20 protein-coding genes and 1 riboswitch are annotated in these 23,569 nt (G+C 70.7%); of the genes, 11 read left to right on the forward strand and 9 right to left on the reverse strand.

Features of this window, described 5'->3' with window-relative positions; all coding sequences use genetic code 11:
• Positions 1-129: 129 nt before the first annotated feature.
• From AB0M88_RS00005 to AB0M88_RS00040, 8 genes are all read left to right on the forward strand, one after another.
• Complete coding sequence (locus AB0M88_RS00005) at positions 130-1,359, forward strand: ABC transporter permease (protein ID WP_364092993.1); 1,230 nt, start codon at positions 130-132, stop codon at positions 1,357-1,359.
• Between the two features lie 73 nt (positions 1,360-1,432).
• Positions 1,433-2,143: a response regulator transcription factor gene (locus AB0M88_RS00010; protein WP_364092996.1), complete on the forward strand. Its 711-nt coding sequence runs from the start codon at positions 1,433-1,435 to the stop codon at positions 2,141-2,143.
• Positions 2,140-3,954, forward strand: a complete 1,815-nt coding sequence (locus AB0M88_RS00015; protein ID WP_364092999.1) for a HAMP domain-containing sensor histidine kinase — start codon at positions 2,140-2,142, stop codon at positions 3,952-3,954. Before AB0M88_RS00010 ends, AB0M88_RS00015 begins: the two co-directional genes overlap by 4 nt.
• 118 nt (positions 3,955-4,072) lie before the next feature.
• The gene (gene rph / locus AB0M88_RS00020) at positions 4,073-6,658 is read left to right on the forward strand and encodes a rifamycin-inactivating phosphotransferase (RefSeq protein WP_364093002.1); all 2,586 of its coding nucleotides are present in this window, start codon (positions 4,073-4,075) and stop codon (positions 6,656-6,658) included.
• A gap of 4 nt (positions 6,659-6,662) precedes the next feature.
• Entirely contained in the window at positions 6,663-7,316 is a 654-nt protein-coding gene (locus AB0M88_RS00025) for a helix-turn-helix domain-containing protein (protein ID WP_364093005.1), read from the forward strand.
• A gap of 35 nt (positions 7,317-7,351) precedes the next feature.
• On the forward strand, positions 7,352-7,696 hold the full coding sequence (gene fdxA, locus AB0M88_RS00030; protein ID WP_364093008.1) for a ferredoxin: 345 nt from the start codon (positions 7,352-7,354) through the stop codon (positions 7,694-7,696).
• Complete coding sequence (locus AB0M88_RS00035) at positions 7,693-8,019, forward strand: cupin domain-containing protein (protein ID WP_364093011.1); 327 nt, start codon at positions 7,693-7,695, stop codon at positions 8,017-8,019. Before fdxA ends, AB0M88_RS00035 begins: the two co-directional genes overlap by 4 nt.
• Positions 8,020-8,038: 19 nt before the next feature.
• The gene (locus AB0M88_RS00040) at positions 8,039-8,623 is read left to right on the forward strand and encodes a DUF2249 domain-containing protein (RefSeq protein WP_364093014.1); all 585 of its coding nucleotides are present in this window, start codon (positions 8,039-8,041) and stop codon (positions 8,621-8,623) included.
• 70 nt (positions 8,624-8,693) lie between these two features.
• Here the strand turns inward: AB0M88_RS00040 and AB0M88_RS00045 are convergent, their stop codons facing one another.
• Positions 8,694-9,119 carry a hypothetical protein gene (locus tag AB0M88_RS00045; RefSeq protein WP_364093017.1) on the reverse strand — a complete coding sequence of 142 codons (426 nt, stop codon included), beginning with the start codon at positions 9,117-9,119 and terminating at the stop codon, positions 8,694-8,696.
• Positions 9,120-9,356: 237 nt separating this feature from the next.
• Complete coding sequence (locus AB0M88_RS00050; protein WP_364093020.1) at positions 9,357-10,028, reverse strand: MerR family transcriptional regulator; 672 nt, start codon at positions 10,026-10,028, stop codon at positions 9,357-9,359.
• Between the two features lie 84 nt (positions 10,029-10,112).
• On the opposite strand from AB0M88_RS00050, the gene AB0M88_RS00055 reads away from it, so the two are divergent.
• Entirely contained in the window at positions 10,113-10,589 is a 477-nt protein-coding gene (locus AB0M88_RS00055; RefSeq protein WP_364093023.1) for a DUF4188 domain-containing protein, read from the forward strand.
• 463 nt (positions 10,590-11,052) lie between these two features.
• On the opposite strand, the gene AB0M88_RS00060 is transcribed toward AB0M88_RS00055, so the two are convergent.
• From AB0M88_RS00060 to AB0M88_RS00075, 4 genes are all read right to left on the reverse strand, one after another.
• Positions 11,053-13,686 (reverse strand): trehalase family glycosidase, encoded by a 2,634-nt coding sequence (locus AB0M88_RS00060; protein WP_364093026.1) that lies wholly within the window; start codon positions 13,684-13,686, stop codon positions 11,053-11,055.
• A 722-nt stretch (positions 13,687-14,408) separates the two neighbouring features.
• Positions 14,409-14,864 (reverse strand): leucine zipper domain-containing protein, encoded by a 456-nt coding sequence (locus AB0M88_RS00065; protein WP_364093029.1) that lies wholly within the window; start codon positions 14,862-14,864, stop codon positions 14,409-14,411.
• 168 nt (positions 14,865-15,032) lie between these two features.
• The gene (locus AB0M88_RS00070) at positions 15,033-15,830 is read right to left on the reverse strand and encodes a hypothetical protein (RefSeq protein ID WP_364093032.1); all 798 of its coding nucleotides are present in this window, start codon (positions 15,828-15,830) and stop codon (positions 15,033-15,035) included.
• Positions 15,830-16,144, reverse strand: a complete 315-nt coding sequence (locus AB0M88_RS00075) for a PadR family transcriptional regulator (RefSeq protein ID WP_364093034.1) — start codon at positions 16,142-16,144, stop codon at positions 15,830-15,832. Before AB0M88_RS00075 ends, AB0M88_RS00070 begins: the two co-directional genes overlap by 1 nt.
• Before the next feature lie 247 nt (positions 16,145-16,391).
• Between AB0M88_RS00075 and AB0M88_RS00080 the strand changes: the two genes are divergently transcribed.
• Positions 16,392-18,608, forward strand: a complete 2,217-nt coding sequence (locus AB0M88_RS00080) for a ricin-type beta-trefoil lectin domain protein (RefSeq protein ID WP_364093036.1) — start codon at positions 16,392-16,394, stop codon at positions 18,606-18,608.
• A 64-nt stretch (positions 18,609-18,672) separates the two neighbouring features.
• Here AB0M88_RS00080 and AB0M88_RS00085 read toward each other — a convergent pair whose 3' ends face one another.
• Positions 18,673-18,948 (reverse strand): GlsB/YeaQ/YmgE family stress response membrane protein, encoded by a 276-nt coding sequence (locus tag AB0M88_RS00085; protein WP_364093039.1) that lies wholly within the window; start codon positions 18,946-18,948, stop codon positions 18,673-18,675.
• 354 nt (positions 18,949-19,302) lie between these two features.
• On the opposite strand from AB0M88_RS00085, the gene AB0M88_RS00090 reads away from it, so the two are divergent.
• On the forward strand, positions 19,303-19,791 hold the full coding sequence (locus AB0M88_RS00090; protein WP_364093042.1) for a DUF6232 family protein: 489 nt from the start codon (positions 19,303-19,305) through the stop codon (positions 19,789-19,791).
• 17 nt (positions 19,792-19,808) lie between these two features.
• Here AB0M88_RS00090 and bluB read toward each other — a convergent pair whose 3' ends face one another.
• Both bluB and AB0M88_RS00100 read right to left on the reverse strand, forming a co-directional pair.
• The gene (gene bluB / locus AB0M88_RS00095; protein WP_364093045.1) at positions 19,809-20,432 is read right to left on the reverse strand and encodes a 5,6-dimethylbenzimidazole synthase; all 624 of its coding nucleotides are present in this window, start codon (positions 20,430-20,432) and stop codon (positions 19,809-19,811) included.
• Between the two features lie 13 nt (positions 20,433-20,445).
• A riboswitch (cobalamin riboswitch) is annotated at positions 20,446-20,646 on the reverse strand.
• 10 nt (positions 20,647-20,656) lie between these two features.
• Positions 20,657-23,494: a glycoside hydrolase family 3 C-terminal domain-containing protein gene (locus AB0M88_RS00100; protein ID WP_364093048.1), complete on the reverse strand. Its 2,838-nt coding sequence runs from the start codon at positions 23,492-23,494 to the stop codon at positions 20,657-20,659.
• Positions 23,495-23,569: the final 75 nt, after the last annotated feature.

Raw genomic sequence — 23,569 nt, forward strand, 5'->3', positions numbered from 1 at the left:
GGACGGCACCACGCTCGCGCTGATCACCCACGACCACGACGTGGCCGGCCGGGTGCCCCGGCGGATCGGCATCCTGGACGGGCGGCTGGTGTCCGACTCCGCGGCGGCCGCCGCGGGGGGTGCGCGGGCATGAGGCGTACGGGTGGGAAAGCGGGAGTGGACCGCGCAGCCGCACCGGTCCGCCTGGCCCCGGCCGACCTCGTCGGCCTGGGCCTGCTCGGCATCCGCACCCGGAAGGTGCGCGCCGCCCTGTCGGCGCTCGGCATCGCGATCGGCATCGCCACCCTGGTGCTGGTCACCGGGATCCCCGCGTCGAGCCAGCGGGCGCTCGACCGGAAACTCGCCACCCTGGGCACCAACCGGCTGCAGGTCACGCCGGCGCCCAACCACGATCCGCCGATCAAACTGCCGGCCGAGTCGGTCGCCATGGTGTCCCGCATCGGACCGGTGACGGTGGCCAGCGCGACCGGCGACTTCGGGGTGAACGTCGCCCGCTCCGACAAGACCGGGGCCGGCGACTACAACGCCATCGCGGTGGTCGCCACCAGGACCAACCTGCTGGCGGCGATCGACGGCCGGGTGCGGGCCGGCCGGTTCCTGGACGACGCGATGGAACGTCAGCCGACCGTCGTTCTCGGCTCGGTCGCCGCGCAACGGCTCGGCTTCTCCGGCGTCGACCTCGCCCGGCCGACCCAGGTCTACCTCGGGCGGCACCAGTTCACCGTGATCGGCATCCTCGACCCGGCACCGCTCTCGCCGGAGATCGACCGCTCGGCGATGATCGGCTGGGACGCCGCCGCCCGGTGGCTGCGCTTCGACGGCCACCCGACCCGGATCTACGTGCGGACCACCGACGCCCAGGTGCTGGCGGTGCGCTCGGTGCTGGCCGCCACGGCCGACCCCGAGCATCCGGGCGACGTGCTGGTCAGCCGGCCCTCGGACGCGCTCGCCGCCAAACAGGCGGTGCAGCAGACCTTCAGCTCCCTGCTGCTCGGGCTGGCCGGAATCGCCCTGCTGGTCGGCGGCATCGGGGTGGCCAACACGATGTACATCTCGGTGCTGGAGCGGCGCCGCGAGATCGGGCTGCGCCGGGCGCTGGGCGCCAACCGGGGCCAGGTACGCATCCAGTTCGTGACCGAGTCGATCGTGCTGTCCGCGCTCGGCGGGGGAGCCGGGGTGCTGACCGGCGCGCTGGCCGTCGCCGGCTACGCCACCCTCCAGCACTGGCCGGTGACCATCCCGCCCGAGGCCGCCGGCGCCGGGCTCGGCGGAGCCCTGCTCATCGGCGTGCTGGCCGGGGTTTATCCGGCGGTGCGAGCCGCCCGGCTGAACCCCATCGAGTCCCTGTCCAGTGTCTGAGCGGCGGTTAGGAATCTGTCAGGTCGGGCCGAAAATCCGCTGCGAGACGGGCCGGCGGCCTATCATCGCCGCCATGTGTGCGAGGGTCCTGGTCGCCGACGACGATCCGCGGCACGCCGAGGGGATCCGCCGCTACCTCGTGGCCGCCGGTCACGAGACGATGGTGGTGCACGACGGGCGGGCGGCGCTCGACACCGCCCGCCGGGACCGGCCCGACCTGCTGGTCCTGGACGTGATGATGCCGGGACTGGACGGCTTCCAGGTGTGCCGCACCCTGCGGCAGGAATCCGACATACTGGTGTTGATGCTCACCGCGCGCGGCACCGAGAGTGATCTGCTGCTCGGGCTGGAGCTCGGCGCCGACGACTACCTGACCAAGCCGTTCAGTCCCCGCGAACTGGTGGCCCGCATCCGTACGCTGCTGCGGCGCGCATCCCGCGGCGAGCCCAGCGCGCCGGGCGTTCGGCGGATCGGGCGGATCGGCGTCGATCCGGTCGGGCACCAGGTGACCGTCGACGGCGAGCGGATCGAATGCACCCGGGGTGAGTTCGCGATCCTGGCCGCGATGGCCGAGCAGCCGGACCGGGTCTTCAGCCGGGCCCAGCTGCTGCACTACACGCGGGGCATCGACCGCAGCTCGACCGAGCGGACGATCGACGTGCACGTGATGAACCTGCGGCGCAAGATCGAGGCCGATCCGCGGCGGCCCGAGCAGCTGCTGACCGTGCACGGCGTGGGCTACAAACTGGCGTCCGGCCCGGCTCCGTTTCCCGCGGCGCCGTGAGCCACGACCGGGTGCCGGTGCGGCACAGTCTGGTGACCCGGCTGCTGGTCACCTCGGTGGTGATCGCCCTGGCCGCGATCTCGGCCACCGCCTGGCTCGCCGCGACCACCACCACCCGGGCCATCAACTACGAGCAGGGCGGCGCGGTCGCCGACGAGCGCGCCGTCTACGAGGCGCTGGTCGGCTACGCGGCCACCCACCATGACTGGTCCGGGGCGGCGACCCTGGTCCGCTCGCGGGCCGCCGAACTCGGGCGCCGCGTCACCCTGACCACCGACGACCACCAGGTCATCCTCGACTCGCAGACCGGGCCGGAGCTGCAGAACACCCGCCCGTCGGCGGTGGTCGACCCGCTCGACGTCGACCTCGGCCTGACCGGGGGCACCGAGCACATCGACGAGCGGGCGGTCGGCCCCTACATCCTGCCGACCGAGGACCGGTACGTGCTGAACGAGGTCGCCAAGCACGCGCTGACCTGCTTCAACAAGCTGGGCTACGACGGCGTCGTCAAGGTCGCGCCGACCGGTCGGCCGAGCGTTGTGCTCACCACCGTCCGGCCCCAGGCCGAGGCGCCGCTGACCCGGTCGGTGACCGACAGCTGCGAGTTCGAGCTCGACAGCCTGGTCAGCCCGGCCGAGAAGAAGGCCCTGGAGACTCTGACCGAGCTGACCGCCCGCTGCCTCGGCCTCGGCGACCGCGCCTCCCAGCTGCGCGTCACGCCGGGCTTCGCGGCCTACCTGGGCAGACGGCCGGTCGTCCGGACCGCGCACGAGACGGTCAAGCTGGAGTCGCCCTCGCTGCTCCGGCCGGCCGGGCCGGCCGGCGTCGTGCAGGGCTGCGTCGAATCGGGACGCCGGGCCCAGCTCCGGCCGTACGTGGCGCCCCGCGCGCTGCTGTTCGTCACCGCACCGGGCACCGGCCGCACCACGCTGAGCCTGTCCCGCGGCAGCATCCTGCGGATCGTCGCGGTCACCGGCGCGGTCGTGCTCGCCACCGTCGCGGTGACCGTGCTCGTCGGCCGGCGGCTGGTGCGGCCGCTGCGCAACCTCGCCAGCGCGGCCGAGTTGCACACGCCGGCCCCGGTGTCCACCCGCGACGAGATCGGCCGGCTGGCCCGCGCCCTGAACGACTCGGCCGAACGCCGGGAACGGGCCGAGGCGCAACGCCGCACGATGGTCAACGACGTGGCGCACGAGCTGCGTACCCCGCTCAGCAACATCCGCATCTGGCTGGAGGCGGCCCAGGACGACCTCGCCCCGACCGACGCCCAGCTGCTGGCGATGCTGCACGAGGAGGCACTGCTGCTGCAGCACATCATCGACGACCTCGGCGACCTGGCCGCGGCCGACGCGGGCACGCTGCGGATCGAACCGGAACCGACCCATCTGCGCGACGTCCTCACGCACGTGGTCGACAGCCACCGGGGCGGCGCCCGGGCGGCCGGGGTGCGGCTGGAGCTGGACGTGGTGGGCGATCCGGTGGCGCCGGTCGATCAGGTGCGGCTGCGGCAGGTGGTCGGCAACCTGGTCTCGAACGCGATTCGCCACACCGCGTCCGGCGGCTCGGTGACGGTCGGCGTGAACGGGACGACCATCACCGTACGCGACACCGGAAGCGGCATCGCCGCGGCCGACCTGCCGAAGGTCTTCGATCGGTTCTGGCGGGCCGACGAGTCTCGCAGCCGGGCGACCGGTGGCAGCGGGCTCGGCCTGGCCATCGCGCGGCAGCTCACCGAGGCGCACGGCGGCACGATCGAGGTGGAGAGCGAGCCGGGCCGGGGCACCACCTTCACGATTCGGCTGCCCGTTTAGTCGGCTGCCACTCCGGCCCCACCTCAACATATAACGCATGGGGCGGCTTGCGGCAAGACCCCTGTCATAGCGCAGAATCGTCCCCCGAAGCCACGACCTGCGAATATGGGGGATCTTCATGATCGAGCGGTACGTGTTGGATCTTCGCGAGGTCAGCGAGGCACAGGTCGCCATGGTCGGCGGCAAGGGCGCGCATCTGGGGGAGCTGTCGCGGATCGAGGGGGTGAGCGTGCCCGCCGGTTTCTGCCTGACGACCGCGGCCTTCCGCCGGGTCGTGGCGGAGGCGATCGACGATCAAGTTTCGCGCGTCGACCCCGACGACCGGGCGGCTGTCCGTGCGCTGAGCGCGGAGATCCGGCAGACGATCGAAGGCATTGCCATGCCCAGTGACCTGGCGGACGCGGTCACCGAGGCGCTCGCCCGGTCCGGCGATGAAGCGGCCTACGCCGTCCGGTCCAGCGCGACGGCCGAGGACACCCCGACCGCGTCGTTCGCCGGCCAGCAGGACACCTATCTCAACATCCGGGGCCCGGCGGCGATCCTCGAGCACATCAGCCGGTGCTGGGCGTCGCTGTTCACCGAGCGGGCCGTCATCTACCGGCTGCGCAACGGCTTCGACCACCGGACCGTCCAGATGGCCGTGGTCGTGCAGCGGATGGTGTTCCCGCACGCGTCCGGCATCCTGTTCACGGCCGACCCGGTCACCGCCAACCGCAAGGTGTCCACTGTGGATGCGGGGTTCGGGCTCGGCGAGGCGCTGGTCTCCGGACTCGTCAACCCGGACGTCTTCAAGGTGCGCGACGGCGAGATCGTCGCGCGCACGATCGCCGCGAAACAGCGCCGCGTCGAGGCCGCGCCGGGCAGCGGAACGCGGGTGGTGACGGTCGATCCGCAGCGGCAGCACCAGCCCGCGCTGACCGATGCCGAGGCCGTGGAGCTCGTGCGGCTCGGGCGGCGGATCGAAGCGCACTTCGCAAGCCCGCAGGACATCGAATGGTGCCTGACCGGCGACGGCTTCCAGATCGTGCAGAGCCGGCCGATCACCACGCTGTTCCCCGTCCCGGCGGCCCCCGACGGGCAGAACCGCGTCTACCTCTCGGTCGGCCACCAGCAGATGATGACCGACGCGATGAAGCCGCTCGGCGTCTCCATGTGGCAGCTGACCGCCATGGCACCGATGCTCGAGGCCGGCGGCCGGCTGTTCGTCGAGGCCACCGGGCGCCTGGCCGCACCGGCCGCCCGCGCCGGCTTCCTCGACATGGTGGGCCGGGGCGACCCGCTGTTCCGGGACGCGCTGGAAACCGTCATCGACCGCGGCTTCGTCGCGGAGATCCCGGACGCCGGTCCGGCGGCCGTGCCGGTGCCCGGAATGAACGCCCCGATCGAGACCGATCCGGCCATCGTGGCCGGGCTGATCGAGCGCAGCGAGGCGTCGGTCGCCGCCCTGCGACGCGACGTCGCGGAGAAGACCGGTCCGGCGCTGTTCGACTTCCTGCTGGAGGCGTTCGAGGAGCACAAGCGGATGCTCGGCGATCCGCTGAGCATGCAGGCGATCATGGCGGGGATGGGGGCCACCTGGTGGCTCAACGACCACCTCCAGGAATGGCTGGGCGAGAAGAACGCGGCCGACACCCTCACGTTGTCGGCTCCCCACAACATCACCTCCGAGATGGGACTGGCGCTGCTCGACGTCGCGGACGCCGTCCGGCCGCACCCGGAGGTCGTGGCGTTCCTGCGGGGCGTCCAGGACGACGACTTCCTGGACAAGCTGCCGGCCGAGCCGCGCGACGCCATCCAGGCCTACCTCGACCGGTACGGCATGCGCTGCGCCGGCGAGATCGACATCACCCGGCCGCGCTGGAGCGAACGCCCGGCCACGCTCGTGCCGCTGATCCTCGACAACGTCAAGCTCTTCGAGCCGGGCGCCGCGGCGCGGCGCTTCGAGCAGGGCCGGCAGGCGGCCGAACAGAAGCGGGAAGACGTGCTGGAACGCCTGCGGGCCCAGCCGGACGGTGCCCAGCGGGCCGACGAGACCGCACGGATGATCGACCGGCTGCGTACCTTCATCGGCTACCGGGAATATCCGAAGTACGCGATCATCAGCCGCTACTTCGTCTACAAGCAGGCCCTGCTGGCCGAAGCCGAACGGCTGGTGCGGGCGGGCGTGCTCGCCGAGAAGGAGGACATCTTCTATCTCACCTTCCAGGAACTGCACGACGTCGTACGCACCGGCCGCTCGGACGACCAGCTCATCCGGCGGCGCAAGGACGCGTTCCGGTCGTACCAGGCACTCACGCCGCCCCGGGTGCTGACGTCCGAGGGCGAGACGATCGCGGGGTCGTACCGGCGGGACGACGCGCCGGCCGGCGCCCTGGTCGGCCTGCCGGTCTCGGCCGGCACCGTCGAGGGCCGGGCCCGCGTCATCCTCGACATGGCCGACGCCGACCTCGAAGCGGGCGACATCCTGGTCACCGCGTTCACCGATCCCAGCTGGTCGCCGCTGTTCGTCGCGGTCGCCGGCCTGGTGACCGAGGTCGGCGGCCTGATGACCCACGGTGCGGTGATCGCCCGCGAGTACGGCCTGCCGGCCGTGGTCGGCGTGGCCGACGCGACCCGGCTGATCGCCGACGGACAGCGGATCCGGGTGCACGGAGCCGAGGGCTACGTCGAGGTCATTTCCACGAAGTCCGATTGTGTAAACTGACCGGATGACGGAGGCCGACCCGGAGCGCCCGCGCGGGCGTCGCGCCGAGATTCTCTCGCTGATGCGCGAGACCGGCTCGGCGATGAGCATCGTGGAGATCGCCGAGCGTCTGGACGTGCATCCCAACACGGTGCGCTTCCATCTCGAGACGCTCGTGAGCAGCGGTCAGGTCGCCCGGGTCGAGCTTCCGCCGAGCGGGCCCGGGCGGCCGCCCCAGCTGTTCCAGGCCCATCCGGGCATGGACCCGGCCGGCCCGCGCAACTATCAGTTTCTGGCCGCGGTGCTCGCCGAGAGCCTGGCCGACGGGCCCGAGCCGATCGAGCGGGCGACCGCGGCCGGCGAGGCCTGGGGGCGCCGGATGGCCGGTGAGCGCGGCCTTCCGGCCCGCCCGAGTCGCCCGCGGGCGGTGACGGCGCTGGTCGAGCTGCTCGATGAGGTGGGCTTCGCTCCCGAGGAGGCGCCGCCCGGTCGCCGGCGCGAGATCGGGCTGCGGCGCTGCCCGTTCCTCGAACTGGTCGACTCGCGTGAGGTCGTCTGCGCCATCCACCTCGGCGTGATGCGCGGGGCGATGGAGGCGGTCGACGCCCCGGTCACCGTCGACCGGCTGGAGCCGTTCCAGCGGCCGGACCGTTGCCTGGCTCACTTGGGCGCCCGCTAGTTTTTACAACTAATAGTTGTGTAAAGTCACTCGCCATGGCGTACGTGATAGGTGAACCCTGCGTCGACGTGCTCGACAAGGCCTGCGTCGACGAGTGTCCGGTCGACTGCATCTACGAGGGGGCCCGCAGCCTCTACATCCATCCCGACGAGTGCGTCGACTGCGGGGCGTGCGAGCCGGTCTGCCCGGTCGAGGCCATCTACTACGAGGACGACCTGCCGGCGACACTCATTCCGTACCGTGACGACAACGCCCGGTTCTTCGCCGACGTCCTGCCCGGTCGCGACACGCCGATCGGGTCGCCCGGTGGCGCCGAACGCTTCGGCCCGGCCGGGGTCGACGCCCCGCTGGTCGCCTCGTTGCCCCGGCGGACGCCGTGAACGGGGCGAGCCTGGACGCGCTGGTGGCCGAGAATGTCGCCGTGGCGCGGGCCGCGGAAGCCGGCCGGAGTTCCCACTTGTTGTTCCACCGCCGGTTCCGCCAGGTGCTGCTCGCCTTCGTGGCCGGGCGGGGCCTGCCCGCGCACGACAACCCCGGCTCGGCCACCCTGCAGGTGCTGTGCGGCCGGGTGCGGCTGACGGCGGCCGGCGAGAGCTGGGAGGGCATCGCCGGCGACCTGGTCGAGATCCCCGGGCAGCGGCACGACCTCGTCGCGGTCGAGGATTCCGCGATCCTCCTCACGGTGATTCCTTTTACACAATGACAGGTTGTATAAACTAGGCATGACCGATGTTGAGATCGACGTGCGCAGCATCCCCAAGCCGCAGAAGCACCCGGAGATCTTCCGTGCCTTCGGCGAGCTGGACGTGAACGCGAGCCTGGTGCTGGTAAACAACCACGACCCCCGGCACCTCCGCGACGAGTTCACCGCCGAATTCCCGGACGGGTTCGGATGGACCTATCTCGACCGGGGCCCGAAAGAATGGCGCATCCGCATCACCAAGCTCGCCTCCACGTCGCTGCCCCGCATCCTGGTCGACACCAACACGCTCACCGGCCAACTGCCGGACGTCTCCGGCGCCATCTGGAAACTCCAGATGACCGAGCGCGACCTGGACGCCAACGTCGTCAACCTGAGCGCGGGACAGACCATCGACCGGCACCAGGGCCCCGATCTGGACGTGCTGATCCACGTCCTCTACGGCGACGGCCGACTCCAGACCGAACGCGGCGAGATCGCCCTGGCCGCCGGAATGCTGGTCTGGCTGCCCAAGCGGTCACAGCGCGCGTTCGCCGCGGGCACATCCGGTCTGCAATACCTGTCGGTCCACCCGCGGCGCACCGGGCTGCTGCTCCAACTGGGCTGAGGATTCCGCGGCCATCGCCCCGGGCACGGCAGCGGATGCGGCGCTCAAGGGAGCGGCCGGCCGGTGACAGCTAGGCCGACATCAGGAGTATGCCGCCGGTGACCAGGGCGGCAACCTTGACGACCTCGGTGGCGACGTAGGCATAGTGGCTGCGCGAGCGGGGCGCCGACTCCCCGGCGAGCACGCGGTTCGAGCGGCGGCTCAGTGCCGGCCGGACGGCGGCCACCTGCACGATCAGGACGCCGACCGCAATGGCGCCGGCTGTGCGGGCGCCGGTGGTCACCGGGCCGGCGATGACCGCGACCAACCAGGCGGCGGCCAGCACCGCCTCGACCGTGTTGAGCGCCCGAAACACGAGCCGGCCGATCCCGACCCCGACGGCCAGGGTGACCCCGGGCGCCCGAAACTTCAGCGGCGCCTCGAGAAACGAGATCGCCAGCACCATGCCGAGCCAGACAAAGGTGACCGCGACGGCGGTCGAAGCAGCGGCGGTCATCGGGGGCCCTCCTCGCGTTTGCACAAATGCTACTTGTACAAATGGGGGAGGGGGCGGCACCCCCTCCCCCGGGGCGCAAACGCCTGGGCGGCCCGGCCGCGCGACTGCGGCACCCGGAACGTCGGCGCCCCGCCGGTCGTAATCCGCTGACAACAGCGGCAGTAATCCGCTGACAACAGCGGCAGTGGTGCGCCCGAGGAGCGGATGTCCACGCCGTCGCAGTGCGGGTGGAGACATTCACAGCTTTGTTACCGGCCCGAGGGCCGGCGGCGGCTGGCCCGGCGGCCCGAGCAGGCGGTTCGAGGCGTTCTGCTGGGCGAGCAGGCGCAGGGCGTCGAGGAGGGCCTCGCCGAGGACGGTCCCGATGACGACGCCCTCGACCATGCGGTCCGGGTCCTGCCGGGCGACCACGGCGGCGACCTCGCGGCCGGCGACGAGGGCGGCGGCTTCGGCGTACGTGTCGAGGAGCGAGAGCAGATCGTCCTGACCCAGGGCACGGAATACGCGTACGGCCTCGGCCGCCTGGTCGAGGGCCGGCGACCGGGGGTCGAACTGCCAGCCGAGCCGGTCGAGCAGGGCGGTCACGTCGTCGCGGGCGGCGCGGGTGGCCGGGTCGTCCGGGTCGGTCGGTGCGGCTCGGATCACCGCGTGCTGGGCCGTGCCGAGCAGCTCGATCGGTGAAGTGTCGTCCACGCCGACGGCGGCCAGGACCTCGCGGGCCTTCGCCACGGACAGGCGCCCGACGTCGATGAGGGCGCGGATCAGGCCCAGACGGCGTATGTGGGTCTCGGTGTAATCGGCCTGGTTGGCGGCCGTGGCCGCGCCCGGCGGCAGCAGCCCTTCCCGCAGATAGAACTTGATCGTCGGAATGCTGACCCCACTCCGCCGGCTCAGTTCCGCGATCCGCACGCCAACCCCCTTGCCTCGGCCGTCCTCGTGATGGATAGTAGCCCTATCCGCTACGGATAGCGGCACTATCCATTGGAGGAGATCATGGCCGGCATCGTCAAAGGCCGCATGACCGCCGACATCGAGGGGGACTTCGTCGTCTTCATGATCGGCATGCGCGTGAACAAGCCCTGGAAGCTGCACAAATGGCTGCCGGTCGCCCGGGCCATGGCTCCGATGCTGCGGATCCTGCACCAGCGCGAGGAACTCGGCCTGCTCGGCATGCATACCTGGGTCGGCCCGACCGGCCCGCTGCTGGTGCAGTACTGGCGCAGCCCCGAACACCTGAACCGCTTCGCCTCGGACAGTTCGCTGCCCCACCACGCCGCCTGGCGCGCCTTCAACCGCCGCGTCGGAACCGACGGCGACGTGGGCATCTGGCACGAGACCTACCGGGTCCACGCCGGCGACTACGAGGTCATCTACGGCAACATGCCCCGCTTCGGCCTGGCGCGGGCCGGCCAGCACCTGCCGGTGGCCCGCAAGGGGGAGTCGGCCGCCGAGCGCATGACCAAAATCTAGGGCCGCCTGTTCCTTCATCAAGGGCGGAATGTCCGGCTGACCGAGGATGGAACTGCCGTCGACCATCACGTCGCGCAGAAGCTGCCGCTTCCCGGTGACCGTGCCGAGGGCGACGTGCCCGGCTCTGCCGACGTAAGCAAACACTCGGTTCCCTACGGCGAGGTTTCGCAATGGCTTGGTGGAGAACGGGCCGCCTCCGGCCGACACGTCGTATCGGCTAGCCGGGTATTCGACGATGCGGTCGGACGCGGCGTCGAGTTCGGATGCGACGATGGTCAGCTGCTGGTCCGCGTTGAACGCGTCCGGGATGGCCTGTCCGAAGTGGTCCGCAAAGGCATCGTCGAGGCTGCCGCCGCCTCTTGCGGCGAAGATCTCCGATGCCGATGCGAACGTCACGCTTTGCCATCTCAACCGGCAAAGCCTTACCCCTTAAGGCGTCAGAACGTCGGCCTCCGACGCCCGTCTACTGCACGTAGCAGGCTTTGACCGTCCCCGGCGCGGGGTCGCCGAACACCGTGTTCGTGCACGGTGTGCTGCCGGTGAAGCTGCCGAAGTGGTACCGGCCGTTCGCCCCGAACGCGACCTCGTGGGTGCCCGCGAACGAACACGTGCCGTTCTCGGCCGCGCACGCGGTCCACGATGTGAAGGTCGGCGGCGGCGACAGCAGGTAGCAGGCCTTGGCCGTGTTCGGGGCCGGGTCGCCGAACACCGCGTTGTCGCACGCGGTTCCGCCGCTGCCCAGGGTGGCGAACTTGTAGCTTCCGCCGCCCCCGTAGGCGACGGTCATGAGCCCGCTGTACGAGCACGTCCCGTTCTCCGCCGCACACTGCGGCCATCCCGGCGAGGCCGTGCTCAGCACGTAACACCACTTCGCCACGTTGGGCGCCGGATCGCCGAAGGCCGCGTTGGCGCAGCCCACGTTGCCGCTCGTGGACAGGTAGTTGAACCGGGTGCCGGCGCCGTAGGCCACCACCGACGGGCCGGTGACCGGGCAGACCCCGTTCTCGGTCGCGCAGCGCGACCAGCTTCCGGGCAGTGACCGGTACGCGATCGCCGGCGCCGCCCCCGACGCGGTGTAGCCGACCGTGTAGTTTCCCGGCGCGACCCCGCGGAAGTAGACGTACTGGCCGTCGGTGTCCGCGCTCGCGATCCCGCTCGCCCCGGTGAACGCCGTCCCGTTCCAGGCGACCTGCCCGTTCACGGTCACCGTCCGGTCGCGGCCCCACGTCGGCACCGCGACCACCCCGGTCGATCCGGCGCCGGCCGACGAGTCGACCCGCATGGTGAAGTCGCCCGCGGTGTCGTGGTCGTAGCTGACGTGCAGCCCGTTGAGCGTGCCCTCGACGTGCGTCAGGTCGCCGGGATGCGGCACCACCTGATAGGCGACTCCACCCGGCGCGGTCGGGGAGATGCCGAGCACGCTCGTGGTCAGGGCACCGGTCGGGCCGGTCGACCAGCCGTGGGCGAGGCTGGTGAACGACGGCGCGTACGCGTTGAGCGTCCCGTCGGCGGCGTAGCCCTCCCAGAACGTGCTCGCGGTGCCGAGCGGCGAGTCGAGCATGTAGCCCCACTCGTCGCGGATCAGGTTGAGCGCGTTCACGTCGTCGCCGGCGGTGAAGTGGGCGTACAGCTCGAGCGAGCCGGCGAACGGCGAGATCTTGTTGCCGAATTCGGGTGCCTGCGCGCCGAGGCTGTTCCAGGCGCCCCGCAGCCGGGTCATCACCGAGGTGGCCTGCGCGGTCGAGGCGAGGCCGTACCACACGGCGAGGGAATTGCCGTCCTGCGGATAGGTCGAGCTGCCCGGGTTGTCCGTGTAGGCGCCGGCCGACGCGTTCCACAGGAGGTTGTTGACCGCCGTTTTCACGCTCGCCGCGGTGTTGTTGTAGGACGCGGCGAGCGAGCTGTCTCCCTCCGCCGTGGCGAGTTGGGCGCCGGTGGTGAGCGCGCGGTAGAGCAGCGCGTTGGCTTCGATGTTTTCACCGCCCTGGCCGCCGCGCGCCCAGTCGTTGGTGCCGCTCACGTTCAGCAGGTGGTTGCCGTCGATCTTCGCCGTGATGAAGTTGACGCCGCGCTGGTATTTGGCCCAGATCCCGTCCAGCCACGTCTTGTCGGCGGTGTCGAGGTAGTACGTGTGGGTGCCGATCAGCGTCCACAGGTGGTAGGTGTCGGAGCCGAAGAAGTTGAATTCGGGCCCGCCGTACGGCAGTTCGCCGCTCGGCTGCTGCGAGTTGTACATCGTGGTCAGTGAATTGCGGACCGCGAGCAGGTCGTCGGTGCTGGCGTACGCCGTGGTCGCCGAGACGCCCATGTCGCCCGGCCACACCGAGCGGTCCCGCTTCGCGCCGTCGACCAGAACCTCCGAGCCGACCCCGACCACAGCGTTGTTCTCCCAGCCGGACGACGGCGGAGGCCAGACCCGGCCCTGGTTCGGGTTGATCGTGTTGAGTTGCACGGTGTAGGCGCCCGCGTACCAGATCCGGTTGAGTTCGTCGTCGTTCGAGCAGAAGTAGTTCGGGTAGGCGGCCGGATTCGACGCTCCGGGCGCGGCCGTGAAATTGAGCGAGACGCCGTTGAGGTCGGCGTAACCGCCCGAGTTCAGGAACAGCGTCAGATAGCGGAATCCGCCCCGTTGCTTGTCGGCCGGGACGGTGTAACTGCCGCCGCCGGCCGGCACCGGGGCGAGGAGCGAACCGTCCGCGCCGCCGCCGCTGGAGGCGTCGCTGGCGTTGCCGACGAATTGGGCCGACTCGCTGAAGGCGAGACCGATCGATTGGCCGCTGTCACTGGCTCCGGCGAATCGCAGCGTGATGATTCCACCGACCTCCTTATGGAAGTCGAGGGTGACCGAGGAGCCGTTTCCGGTCAGCCGCGTGGTGCCGCCGGCCAGCACCGCCGACGCGTTGGCGACCGTTCCACTGGTCGCGTAAACCCCGGTCGGGGTCACGGTCCGAGAGGTCGGCGACAGGTTGTCGCCGGCGCAGGCATTGGTGTACGCGGGTGCCACGGCAGCCGGCGCCGGCCCACCGATCAGGGTCAGCGCGCCCGCGGGGAGCAGTGCGAAGGCGGCCGCGAGCAACCGTTGCTTGTAACGTTTCATCAAGAACACCTGGCCATCTTGGGGGAGTCTGGCGTGGAACGAAGCGGTTCATGAATCGTTTCATCGACGGAGATGAACCCGGGAAACCGTTACGGGAGTGTTGCCCCGCCCATTTGCGGATGTCAATAGATGTGGCCGTTCGGGCACGGGCCGGACAGCGAACGGGCAGCGCCGGCAGCCGACCGCAGTTGCTGATCAGCGTCGCCCGGCCAACGGAATCCAAGGCGGCAGTTCCGCTCTCTCCGTTGAGCGCCGTCGCGATGCGGTCGGTGGTCGCAGCTCCGGGTTCGACCTACCGGCCACCGCCGAGGTCGTTGCCGTGGGCGGTCCTGGGTTGTTCTGTCCATATGCGGCTAGCGGATGGTCCGCCGATGGCAGTAGGTGTGTACGAAGGCGGGGCTTTTGCTGGCGTAGGGCCTGGCGTAGGCCCCTTCATCGGTCAGGGTGCGCTGGGGGCGTGTCTTCTTCACCGTGACGCCGAGCTGGGTTCCGGTCGCGGTCCTAGCCGGGACTTGTAGCGGGATCCGTTGTCCGACCGGGCTCGGGATGCTCACGCCGTGGTCGCTGAATCCGGCGTGCGCCCGCCGGGTCTCTCCGGAGGCGTCTGCGCGGTGCGGTTGAGTTTGCTTGTGCCCGGCCGGCGGTGCGCCGGCCGCGCCACTGAGGATGGTGCGGAGTTTCTTGGCGTCGAGGTGGATCAGCTCGTCGGGTGCGGCGTGTTCCTAGCGGTGGACCGGTTCACCGGTGGCCCGGTCCAGGTGGCTCAGGCGGCCGACTTCGTTGCGGTGCAGGATGGCGTGGCAGGTCGAGGCGGCAAGGCTCAGCGGCCCGCCGGGAGCGGCCCGCCGGGAGCGGCCCGCCAGGGAGCGGCTAGCCGGGAGGAGCAGCCCGGGAGGAGCAAGCCCGGGATCGGGCAGGCGGGAGCGGCCAGCCGGGAGCCGATCCGGGCCGGGCCGTTTGCTGCGACGCGGCTGCAGGATCCGGCGTTCGACGGGCGCTGCTATGTGGTGCGGCTGGCTGGACCGGTCGGCCATTGCCGCGGGCCCTTCGCTGCGGTGGCGGTCGGGCCGCCGTTTCGCGGTGGTCACGGCTCGCTGGAGCCGGTCGGCGGCCCGGTGCGGCGGACAGCCGTCGTCAACGACGGACCGTGCCAGGCGCAGTCGGCCGCGTTCGGTCAACGAGGCGTAGGGCGTAGAGGATCTCGGGTGTGGTGTGGAACGTTCGGCAAGCTCCGCTTCACACTCGTTTCGGGAGCTCCGCGCTGTTGCGACGGGGCAGTCGGGCGGCGATGCCGGCCCCGGCGGAGCCCAGCGCGGCGGTGGCGGCCGGTATGAGCAGGAGCAGCATCATCGCCGTGCCGAGGTTGTCGTTGACGGCGTAGGTCGCCAGGTCGGGCAGGCCGCTGCCCGGAAAGTCGCGGAGCTGCCCGGGGTCGTAGGGCCGCCCGCGGTGAGCAGGGTGTCGCCCGCGTAGGCGAGGAAGACGACGAGCCCGGCGGCGAGTGCCGAGAACAGGGCGATCTGATGGCGGACGGCCGTGGTGCTCCTTCGCCGCGCGACGATCGCTCCGGCGGCGAGTGAGGCGATCGGGATCGCGGGCAGCAGGAAGTGGGCCACGGGGATCCCGGCGATGATCCAAACCGCGGCCAGGCCGAGGCCGCCGATCAGGCCGGGCCGGGCGACCGGGCCGCGGCGCGCGAGGGCGGCCGCGATCGCGGTGTATCCGGCGAGCACGGATGCGAAGATCGCCAGGACCGGCCAGGTGCCGGGAAGGGTGAGGATCGCCGGGTAATGCGTGAGGCCGTACGCGACGAGACCCGCGCAGGCCAGTGCCGTGGCGGCCATGAGCCGGGCGGCCAGCCCGGCGAAGTCCGCACGCCGGGAGGGGAGGAGGATCGCGGCGCCCGCGCAGCCGGCGGCGAAGCGCCACCGTTGGCGGCGGTTCCGCATCTCATGCAGTTCGCCGAACATCGCCTCGCCCCACGACGCCCGGTCGGCCGGCAGCGCCCTGACCGCCCAGCCGAGCAGTCTCGACGGGCCGTCGGTGATCTCGGTGGCCGGCCCGCGCCTGCCCCGGAGGCGGGCCGGACGGGCCACCCAGACCAGCAACACGACGACGGCCAGAACTAAGACGAGCGCGCTCATCACGCCTCACTCGGACGGGGCCGGGGGTTCGGCGCGGTGCGGGCGGGCCGGGTCGCGGGGAGCGCGGCCAGGTATTGCAGTCCGGCCGTGCTCAGCCGGTAAAGGTGGCGGGGTGGGCGGCCGTCGGGGCCGCGGTCCCACGTCGCCTCCAGCAGGCCGCGGTCGGCCAGGCGCACCAGGATCGGATAGAGCGACCCGGATTTCAGTCCGACTTCGGTACCCAGGTCGTAGCCATATCGCCAGCTCAGCGGGTCGGCCGCGAGGGCCCGCAGGACACTGATCGCTTGCGCCGATGGAGGTCGGTTGCGCTGCATGGCCGCTAACTCTACTCATGTAGCGTTAACCGTCAAGCTCGGCGGCGACGGCACGCGTCTCGTGCGTTCGGGCAGATACCGGAGTGCGGGCAGGTCGGAGCCTTGACGCACCCGGAACACCGAAGAAACACTTGTTAAACCTTAGTGAGAGCGCTCTCTCAGCGAGTTCCCCCACCGCGCGGCTCGAATCCCCTCTGCCCGAACCCCCTGTGCGACCGTGGGCAGCAAGAAGGAAGTAGGACAGCAGATGGCACTCATCCCTCGATGGCGTCGCCGCGGCTTGCTCGCGGCGCTGGTGCTGGTCGTGGTCGCCGGGCTCGGCGTGGCCGTCGCCGCCCAGAGCGAGGCCGCCGCGATCACCGGCAACACCATCGCCGGCCCGGGCGGCAAATGCGTCGACGTGAGCGGCGACGACACCGGCGTCAACGGCACCCCGGTGCAGCTCTGGGACTGCCAGGCCACCAGCGCCGACCAGCACTGGAGCTGGAGCGGCACCGCGCTGACCACCATCGGCCGCTGCCTGGACGTGACGAGCGGCGGAACCGTCAACGGCAGCCTGCTCCAGCTCTACGACTGCAACGGCACCGGTGCGCAGCAGTGGGTCCAGCAGGCGGACGGCTCGCTCCGGAACCCGCAGTCCGGCCGCTGCCTGGACGCGCCGGCCGGGGCGACCGCCAACGGCACCCGGCTGCAGATCTACGACTGCAACGGCACCGGCGCGCAGACGTTCACGGTCGGGACCGGGACGACGACCCCGCCGCCCACCGGCACCTGCCCGACCTACTCCGACACGCCGGACTTCGGGCCGAACGTGCACATCTATGACCACTCGATGTCCGACGCCGCGATCCAGTCCTCGCTGGACAGCATCTTCAACGCGCAGAAGGACACTAACTCGGCCCAGTTCGGCACCCGCCGGGACGCGGAGATCTTCAAGCCGAGCACCACGCCGTACAACGTCGGCGCGAACATCGGGTTCAACACCTCGATCCTCGGCGCCGGCCAGAACCCCGACGACGTACGCATCAACGGCGCCGTGACGGTGGACGCGTTCAACGCCAGTGACGCCGGCAACGCGACCCAGAACTTCTGGCGGTCGGCCGAGAACCTGTCGATCAACACCCTCGGTGGCACCGACCGCTGGGCGGTCGCCCAGGCCGCGCCGTTCCGCCGCATCCACGTGATCGGCGGCCTCAACCTCTACCCGGCCAGCTACGGCTGGGCGAGCGGCGGCTACATCTCCGACTCCAAGGTCGACGGCAACACCGAGTCGGCGTCGCAGCAGCAGTGGTACACCAAGGACAGCACGCTCGGCTCGTGGAGCGGCTCGAACTGGAACATGGTGTTCTCGGGCACGAACGGCGCTCCGGCCACCAACTTCAACACCGCCGCGGCGGGTCCCCGCTACACGACGCTGGCCACCACGCCGGTGTCCCGCGACGTGCCCTACCTCTACATCGACTCGGCCGGCAAATACCGGGTGTTCCTGCCCTCGCTGCGCACCAACGCGAGCGGCCCGAGCTGGGCCGGCGGCAGCACCCCGGGCTCCTCGCTGCCGATGAGCAACTTCTACGTCGCTCACGCCGGTGACTCGGCGGCGACGATCAACACCGCCCTGGCCAACGGGTGCAACATCTTCTTCACCCCGGGCATCTACCACGTCAACCAGACCCTGCACGTGACCAAGGCCAACACGGTCATCCTCGGGATCGGGTACCCGACGATCATTCCCGACAACGGCGTCAACGCGATGGATGTGGCCGACGTGGACGGCGTACGCCTGAAGGGTCTGCTCTTCGACGCCGGAACCACCAACAGCGACACGCTGCTGAAGGTCGGACTCGCCAAGTCGGGCGTGTCGCACGCGGCCAACCCGGCCACGGTGCAGGACGTGTTCTTCCGGATCGGCGGCATGGTGGCCGGCAAGGCGACCAACAGCCTGGTCGTCAACGCCAACAACACGATCGTCGACCACACCTGGGCGTGGCGGGCCGACCACGGCAGCGGGATCGGCTGGACGTCGAACACCGCTGACAACGGCCTGACCGTCAACGGTGACAACGTGCTCGCGACCGGCCTGTTCGTCGAGCACTACCAGAAGAACGAGGTCGTCTGGAACGGCGCCAACGGCAAGATCGTGTTCTTCCAGAACGAGATGCCGTACGACCCGCCGAACCAGGCCGCCTGGATGAACGGCTCCCAGCAGGGTTACCCAGCGATCAAGGTGGCGTCCGGGGTCACCACGTTCGAGGCGTGGGGGCTCGGCAGCTACTGCTTCTTCAACGTCAACAACTCGGTGGCGTCGGCCCACGCGTTCGAGGTGCCCGCGGTCGCCGGAGTGAAGTTCCACGACATGGCGGTCGTCTCCCTCGGCGGGGTCGGCACCATTTCGCACATCATCAACAACACCGGCGCCGCGGCGGACCCGGCGAACAACAACTCGTACCTGGTCAGCTTCCCGTAAGAACCGGCGCGACCCTCTTGCCATTCATCACCCGGATGAATGGCAAGAGGGAGTGCTGAGGGGGTCAGACGCGACGGCGGCGGCCGACGCCGGCCACCAGGGCGACGCCGACGGCGGCGAGGATGACCTGGATGATGTGCTCGATCCAGTTGATGCCGCTCGTGTGGGCCACACCGATGGCCGAGGCGATCAGGAAGCCGATGAACGCCGCCACGATGCCGATGACGATGGTCCAGAGGAGGCCGATGCTCTGGCGGCCGGGCACGACGAGCCGTCCGAGTGCGCCGATGATCAGGCCGATGAGGATGGTCCAGATGATGACGGCGACAGTGATGTGCATGATGACCTTCAGGGTGTGCGGGGTGTCGAGGACGCCGAACTAGTGCCCCGGCCCGCCCTTGCTCGAAACCTTCACGGTCGTCGCACCCGGGGCGGCAGCTGACAGATCCGTGACAGTTGGCTGCTTGCCGGCCGGGTACCCGCGTGCCGGACCGTGGTGGGCGAGCGCCGGCGCCCTGCTCATGGGGCTTGCGGTGGTCCTCGCCGTCGCCGGGTGGCGGCCCTGGCTCCGCTGCCGTCCGGCTCGGTGACAACTGCCGCGACGAGCGCCGGTGAGCTCCAATGGAGCTGGGCCCACCGGCCCAGCTCTAGCGGAGCTGGGCCGGTGCCCGGGCAGCGGTGGATGGGATCGACGATGCGTGTCTACTACCAGGATTCCGAAATCTCGATCACGCCGTCGGGATTCCGGGGCGGTGAGCGGGCGTACTCCCTGCGCGACATCGAACGGGCCTGGCGCGTACGCCGCCGGTCCGTGGGGAGCAAGGTGCGGAGCGCGGCTCTGGTGATCGCCCTCGTCATCCTGGTGCAGGTCGTGCTGGTCGTGGTCGGACGCTGGGCGCTGGGGCTGGCCGGTGGGGGCACGGTGCTCGTCGTGGCGGTGGTGCTGTTCATCCGCTGGATGATCCATCTGGCGGCCGGCGCGCCGGCTCTCAACGCGGTGGAGGATCTCCGCCGCTACGGCTCGCGCCTGGAGCTGTGGGCGGTCGTCGGTGGGGGCGAGGTGCTGCTGCTCAGCACCGACGACGCGATCCGGCACGGCCAGGTCTGCCGGGCGCTGGCTCGCGCGCTCGCCGATCAGCGAGCCGCCCGGCGCGCCTGGCAGAACCGAAGCCGGGAAATGTAGACCAGCCGCTCGACCGGCTATGAACTGGGCCATCGATCGCGGTGGACCGCCGCCTGCCAGGGGCGGCGCCGCCGCCAGCCGTGCTGTTCGAGGTCGGGGATCGAGTTGAGGTGGCTGACCGGGCCCAGGCAGAGCCACGCCACCGGCCGCACCCGCGCGGGCAGATGGAGCAGCCGCTGGACGAACGGCTCGCGGTAGAACGACACCCAGCCGACGCCCAGGCCTTCGGCGGTGGCGGCCAGCCACAGGTTCTGGATGGCCAGGCAGACCGAATAGAGGCCGGCGTCGGCGATGGCGTGGCGGCCGAGCACGGCCGGGCTGCCGCGGTCCGGGTCGTAGGTGACGGCGATCGACAGCGACGACTCCAGGACGCCGTCGATCTTGATGCGGGCGAACCGGGAGGCGTCGTCGCCGGTCAGGCCGGCGGCGAAGGTGTCCCGCTCGTCCTGGACGTGGCGGTGAAAGGCGGCCCGCAGCCCCGGGTCCTCGACCAGGATGAAGTCCCAGGGCTGGGTCAGGCCGACGCTGGGTGCGGCGTGGGCGGCGGCCAGCACACGCTCGAGGGCGTCTCCGGGAACCGGGGCGCCGGTGAACTGGCCGCGTACGTCACGTCGGCGATGGATGGCGTCGTACAGATACATGGGCAGGCTCCCGCTGCGTAAGAGGCCGCGAGGCCGGTCTTCGGACTCCCGGATCGTCACCTGACCGCCCGCCTTCCCAGCCTTGCGGCCAGTGGCTGCGCCGAAGCGCGTGGACGGAGGCTCCCCGGTCACCGCGGCGGGCCCGTGCCGGATTCACACCGGCTTCCCGATTCTCCCCGCCCGAGAGCGGGGCACCTCGCTGACAATTCGTGCCACCCGGGACTCTACGTGTACAGGTTGAGCTCCGCGATCGACCACCACGACGACGCCGAGCCGGTCTGCGTGATGCGCACGTAACGGGCGGTCTGGCTGCCGAGCGCCGCGGTCACCACGGCCGCGGTGCCGGTGCCCGTGCCGACCGTGCGCCAGGTGCTGTTGTCACTCGACACGTCGATGCGGTAGCCGCGGGCGTAGTCGGCGGTGCTGCCGGCCGAATCCATCACGAGCTTGCTGAACGTCCGGGCGGCGCCCAGGTCGAGCGTGACCGTGTTGCCGTCGGCCATCGGCGTTCCCGAACTCCAGCGGGTGCCGGCGTCGCCGTCCAACATCCGGGCCGGCACATCGGTGGAACTCGACGGCGATGCCGTCGCGGTCCATCCCGTACGGCTGAGCGCCGCCGAGCCCGACGAACCGACCGTGACCGAGCCGGTGAGCCGGATGTCGCGCGACGAGGCGCCGACCATGACCTGGTTGGTGCCGCCCGCGCTGGCCCAGCCACCGCTCCAGTACTGGAAACTGCGCGGGTCGAGGGTCACGGTGACCCGCTGGGTCTGGCCCGGGTTGAGCTTCACCTTGGCGAAGCCGCGCAGGTTCTTGGGCGGCTCGCCGGTGGAGGCGGGCTGTCCGATGTAGACCTGGGGCACCTCGGCCCCGGCCCGTGCGCCGGTGTTGGTGACATCGAACGAGACGGCGACGTTGCCGGCCGCGTCCGGGGCGGCGACGGTCAGGTTCGCGTACGAGAAAGAGGTGTAGGAAAGGCCGAAGCCGAACGGAAAGGCCGGGGTTTTGTTCTGCTGGTCATACCAGCGGTAACCGACGCCGATGCCCTCGGAGTACTGCACGGTGTTGTTCTGTCCCGGCCATTGGGCGGTGGTGTGCGCGGGCACGTCGGCCAGCGAGGCCGGGAAGGTGACGGGCAGTTTGCCGGACGGGTCGACGTCGCCGAAGAGCAGCGAGGCCAGGGCGTTGCCGTATTCCTGGCCCGGGTACCAGCTCTCGATGATGCCGCGCACCGAGCCGGCCCACGGCATCGTGACCGCCGATCCGCTGTTCACCACCACAACCGTGTTCGGGTTGGCCGCCGCCACGTCGGTCACCAGCTGGTTCTGGTCGGCGGGCAGGTTGATGTCGGACAGGTCGCTGCCCTCGGACTCGAATTTGCTCACGAACACCACCGCCAGATCGGCGGCCCGGGCGGCCGCCACCGCCTGGTCGTGCCCGTTCGTGCTCGGCGGCGTCCATTTCTGGCCGGCCGAGCCGTTGCAGGTGCTGATCTGCAACTGGGTGCTGTTGGCCGATCCCGGGGCGGTCAGGCACTTGCCGGACCCGGTGTTGACCAGGGTTCCGCCGGTGGCGGTCCACTTCTGCGCCGCGCTGCCGTTGCAGTCGTACAGCTGGATCTTGGTGCCGTCGGTGGTGCCGGCTCCGACCACGTCCATGCACTTGCCGAGTGCACGCAGGCTGCCGTCCGCGGCGGCGGTCCACGACTGCGCGTTGGAGCCGTTGCAGTCGTAGAGCTGAATCGCGGTGCCGTTGGTGTTGTTGGCCGCCGCCACGTCGATGCACTTGCCGGCGAGCCCGGTGATGCCCGCGCTCGCGGTGCCGGGGGAGTTGGTGACGGTGATGCCGCTGCCGGCCCGGTTCACGATGCCCTGGTAGGGGCTGACCGTGGCGGACGCGTTCACGCTCGCGCTGCCGCCGCCCTGATAGAGCGGCGCGCCGACCACGGCGATGGATTTCGTGGTCGCCGGCACCGGCAGGACGGAGTTGGCGTTCTTGAGCAGGACGCTGCCTTCGGCCGCGACCTGCCGGGCCAGCGCGGTGTGTGCGGCCGAGGTGACGGTCGCGGCCATCGTTCCGGTTTGCGTACGGTCGAAGAGTCCCGCCGCGAACATGGAGGTGAGGATGCGCCGCACGTGGTCGTCGATGGTGGCCTGGGAGACCTGGCCGTTGGCGACCGCCGTGGTCAGGGCATTGCCGAAGTAGGTGCTGCCCGGCATCTCCATGTCGAGCCCGTTGTTGGCCGACGCGACCGTGGAGTGGGTGCCGCCCCAGTCCGAGGTGATGAAGCCGCCGAAGCCCCATTCGCCCTTGAGGATCTGGTTCTGCAGCGGCCCGTTCTCGCAGGCGAACGGCCCGTTGATGGCCGAGTACGAGCACATCACCGAGTCGGCGCCGCCCTGCTTCACCGAGGTCTCGAACGCGGGCAGGTAGATCTCCCGCTCGGCCCGGTCGGAGACGATCGCGTTGTCGGCCGAGCTGTTGCGGTTGGTCTCCTGGTTGTAGACCGCGTAGTGCTTGACTTGCGCCATCGGCCCGGCACTCTGGATGCCCTGGATGTCGGCCGCGCCCATCTGCCCGGCCAGGTAGGGGTCCTCACCGAGGGACTCGAACGCCCGGCCCCAGCGGGGGTCGCGGACGATGTTGATGGTGGGCGCGAGCACGACGTTGGTGCCCTTGCCCCACTGCTCGGCGCCGAGCGTGCTGCCGTACTGCTTCATCAGCGCGGTGTCCCAGCTCGCCGCGCCGGCAACCGGGGCGGCCAGCTGGGTGACGCCGGTGGCGCCGTCGCCGACCCCGACCGGGCCGTCCTGCAGGCGCAGCGCGGGGATGCCGAGGCGGGTGTTGGCCGGGACGCAGCCGGCGTAGCCGCAGGAACCGCCGCCGTGCATCATGGTCAGCTTCTCGGCCTGGGTCATGGCCGCGAGCAGCAGGTTGGCCCGGTCGACCGGGGCCAGCGCGGTGTTCATCCACGGCTGGTCGGCGGCGCGGGCGGGGGACGCGGAGAGGGCGGTGGCCGCCAGGACGGCGGCAGCGATCGCCGCGAGACGTTTTCGAAGCATGGGGAACTCCGGGGGATCGGGGCGGTGCGTCGACGGGGAAATCGACGGTCATCAAGTGGGGAAATCCCAGCATGA

This window comes from Actinoplanes sp. NPDC051411, from assembly GCF_040682075.1.
Lineage (GTDB): Bacteria > Actinomycetota > Actinomycetes > Mycobacteriales > Micromonosporaceae > Actinoplanes.

What these genes read in the sequence shown, in the direction of transcription:
- AB0M88_RS00075 (WP_364093034.1), bottom strand. Translation starts at nt 16,144, where the DNA reads ATGCAGCGCAACCGACCTCCATCGGCGCAAGCGATCAGTGTCCTGCGG.
- AB0M88_RS00090 (WP_364093042.1), top strand. Translation starts at nt 19,303, where the DNA reads ATGCGTGTCTACTACCAGGATTCCGAAATCTCGATCACGCCGTCGGGA.
- AB0M88_RS00045 (WP_364093017.1), bottom strand. Translation starts at nt 9,119, where the DNA reads ATGACCGCCGCTGCTTCGACCGCCGTCGCGGTCACCTTTGTCTGGCTC.
- bluB (WP_364093045.1), bottom strand. Translation starts at nt 20,432, where the DNA reads ATGTATCTGTACGACGCCATCCATCGCCGACGTGACGTACGCGGCCAG.
- AB0M88_RS00080 (WP_364093036.1), top strand. Translation starts at nt 16,392, where the DNA reads ATGGCACTCATCCCTCGATGGCGTCGCCGCGGCTTGCTCGCGGCGCTG.
- AB0M88_RS00060 (WP_364093026.1), bottom strand. Translation starts at nt 13,686, where the DNA reads ATGAAACGTTACAAGCAACGGTTGCTCGCGGCCGCCTTCGCACTGCTC.
- AB0M88_RS00100 (WP_364093048.1), bottom strand. Translation starts at nt 23,494, where the DNA reads ATGCTTCGAAAACGTCTCGCGGCGATCGCTGCCGCCGTCCTGGCGGCC.
- rph (WP_364093002.1), top strand. Translation starts at nt 4,073, where the DNA reads ATGATCGAGCGGTACGTGTTGGATCTTCGCGAGGTCAGCGAGGCACAG.
- AB0M88_RS00040 (WP_364093014.1), top strand. Translation starts at nt 8,039, where the DNA reads ATGACCGATGTTGAGATCGACGTGCGCAGCATCCCCAAGCCGCAGAAG.
- AB0M88_RS00055 (WP_364093023.1), top strand. Translation starts at nt 10,113, where the DNA reads ATGGCCGGCATCGTCAAAGGCCGCATGACCGCCGACATCGAGGGGGAC.
- AB0M88_RS00070 (WP_364093032.1), bottom strand. Translation starts at nt 15,830, where the DNA reads ATGAGCGCGCTCGTCTTAGTTCTGGCCGTCGTCGTGTTGCTGGTCTGG.
- AB0M88_RS00025 (WP_364093005.1), top strand. Translation starts at nt 6,663, where the DNA reads ATGACGGAGGCCGACCCGGAGCGCCCGCGCGGGCGTCGCGCCGAGATT.
- AB0M88_RS00085 (WP_364093039.1), bottom strand. Translation starts at nt 18,948, where the DNA reads ATGCACATCACTGTCGCCGTCATCATCTGGACCATCCTCATCGGCCTG.
- fdxA (WP_364093008.1), top strand. Translation starts at nt 7,352, where the DNA reads ATGGCGTACGTGATAGGTGAACCCTGCGTCGACGTGCTCGACAAGGCC.
- AB0M88_RS00010 (WP_364092996.1), top strand. Translation starts at nt 1,433, where the DNA reads ATGTGTGCGAGGGTCCTGGTCGCCGACGACGATCCGCGGCACGCCGAG.
- AB0M88_RS00005 (WP_364092993.1), top strand. Translation starts at nt 130, where the DNA reads ATGAGGCGTACGGGTGGGAAAGCGGGAGTGGACCGCGCAGCCGCACCG.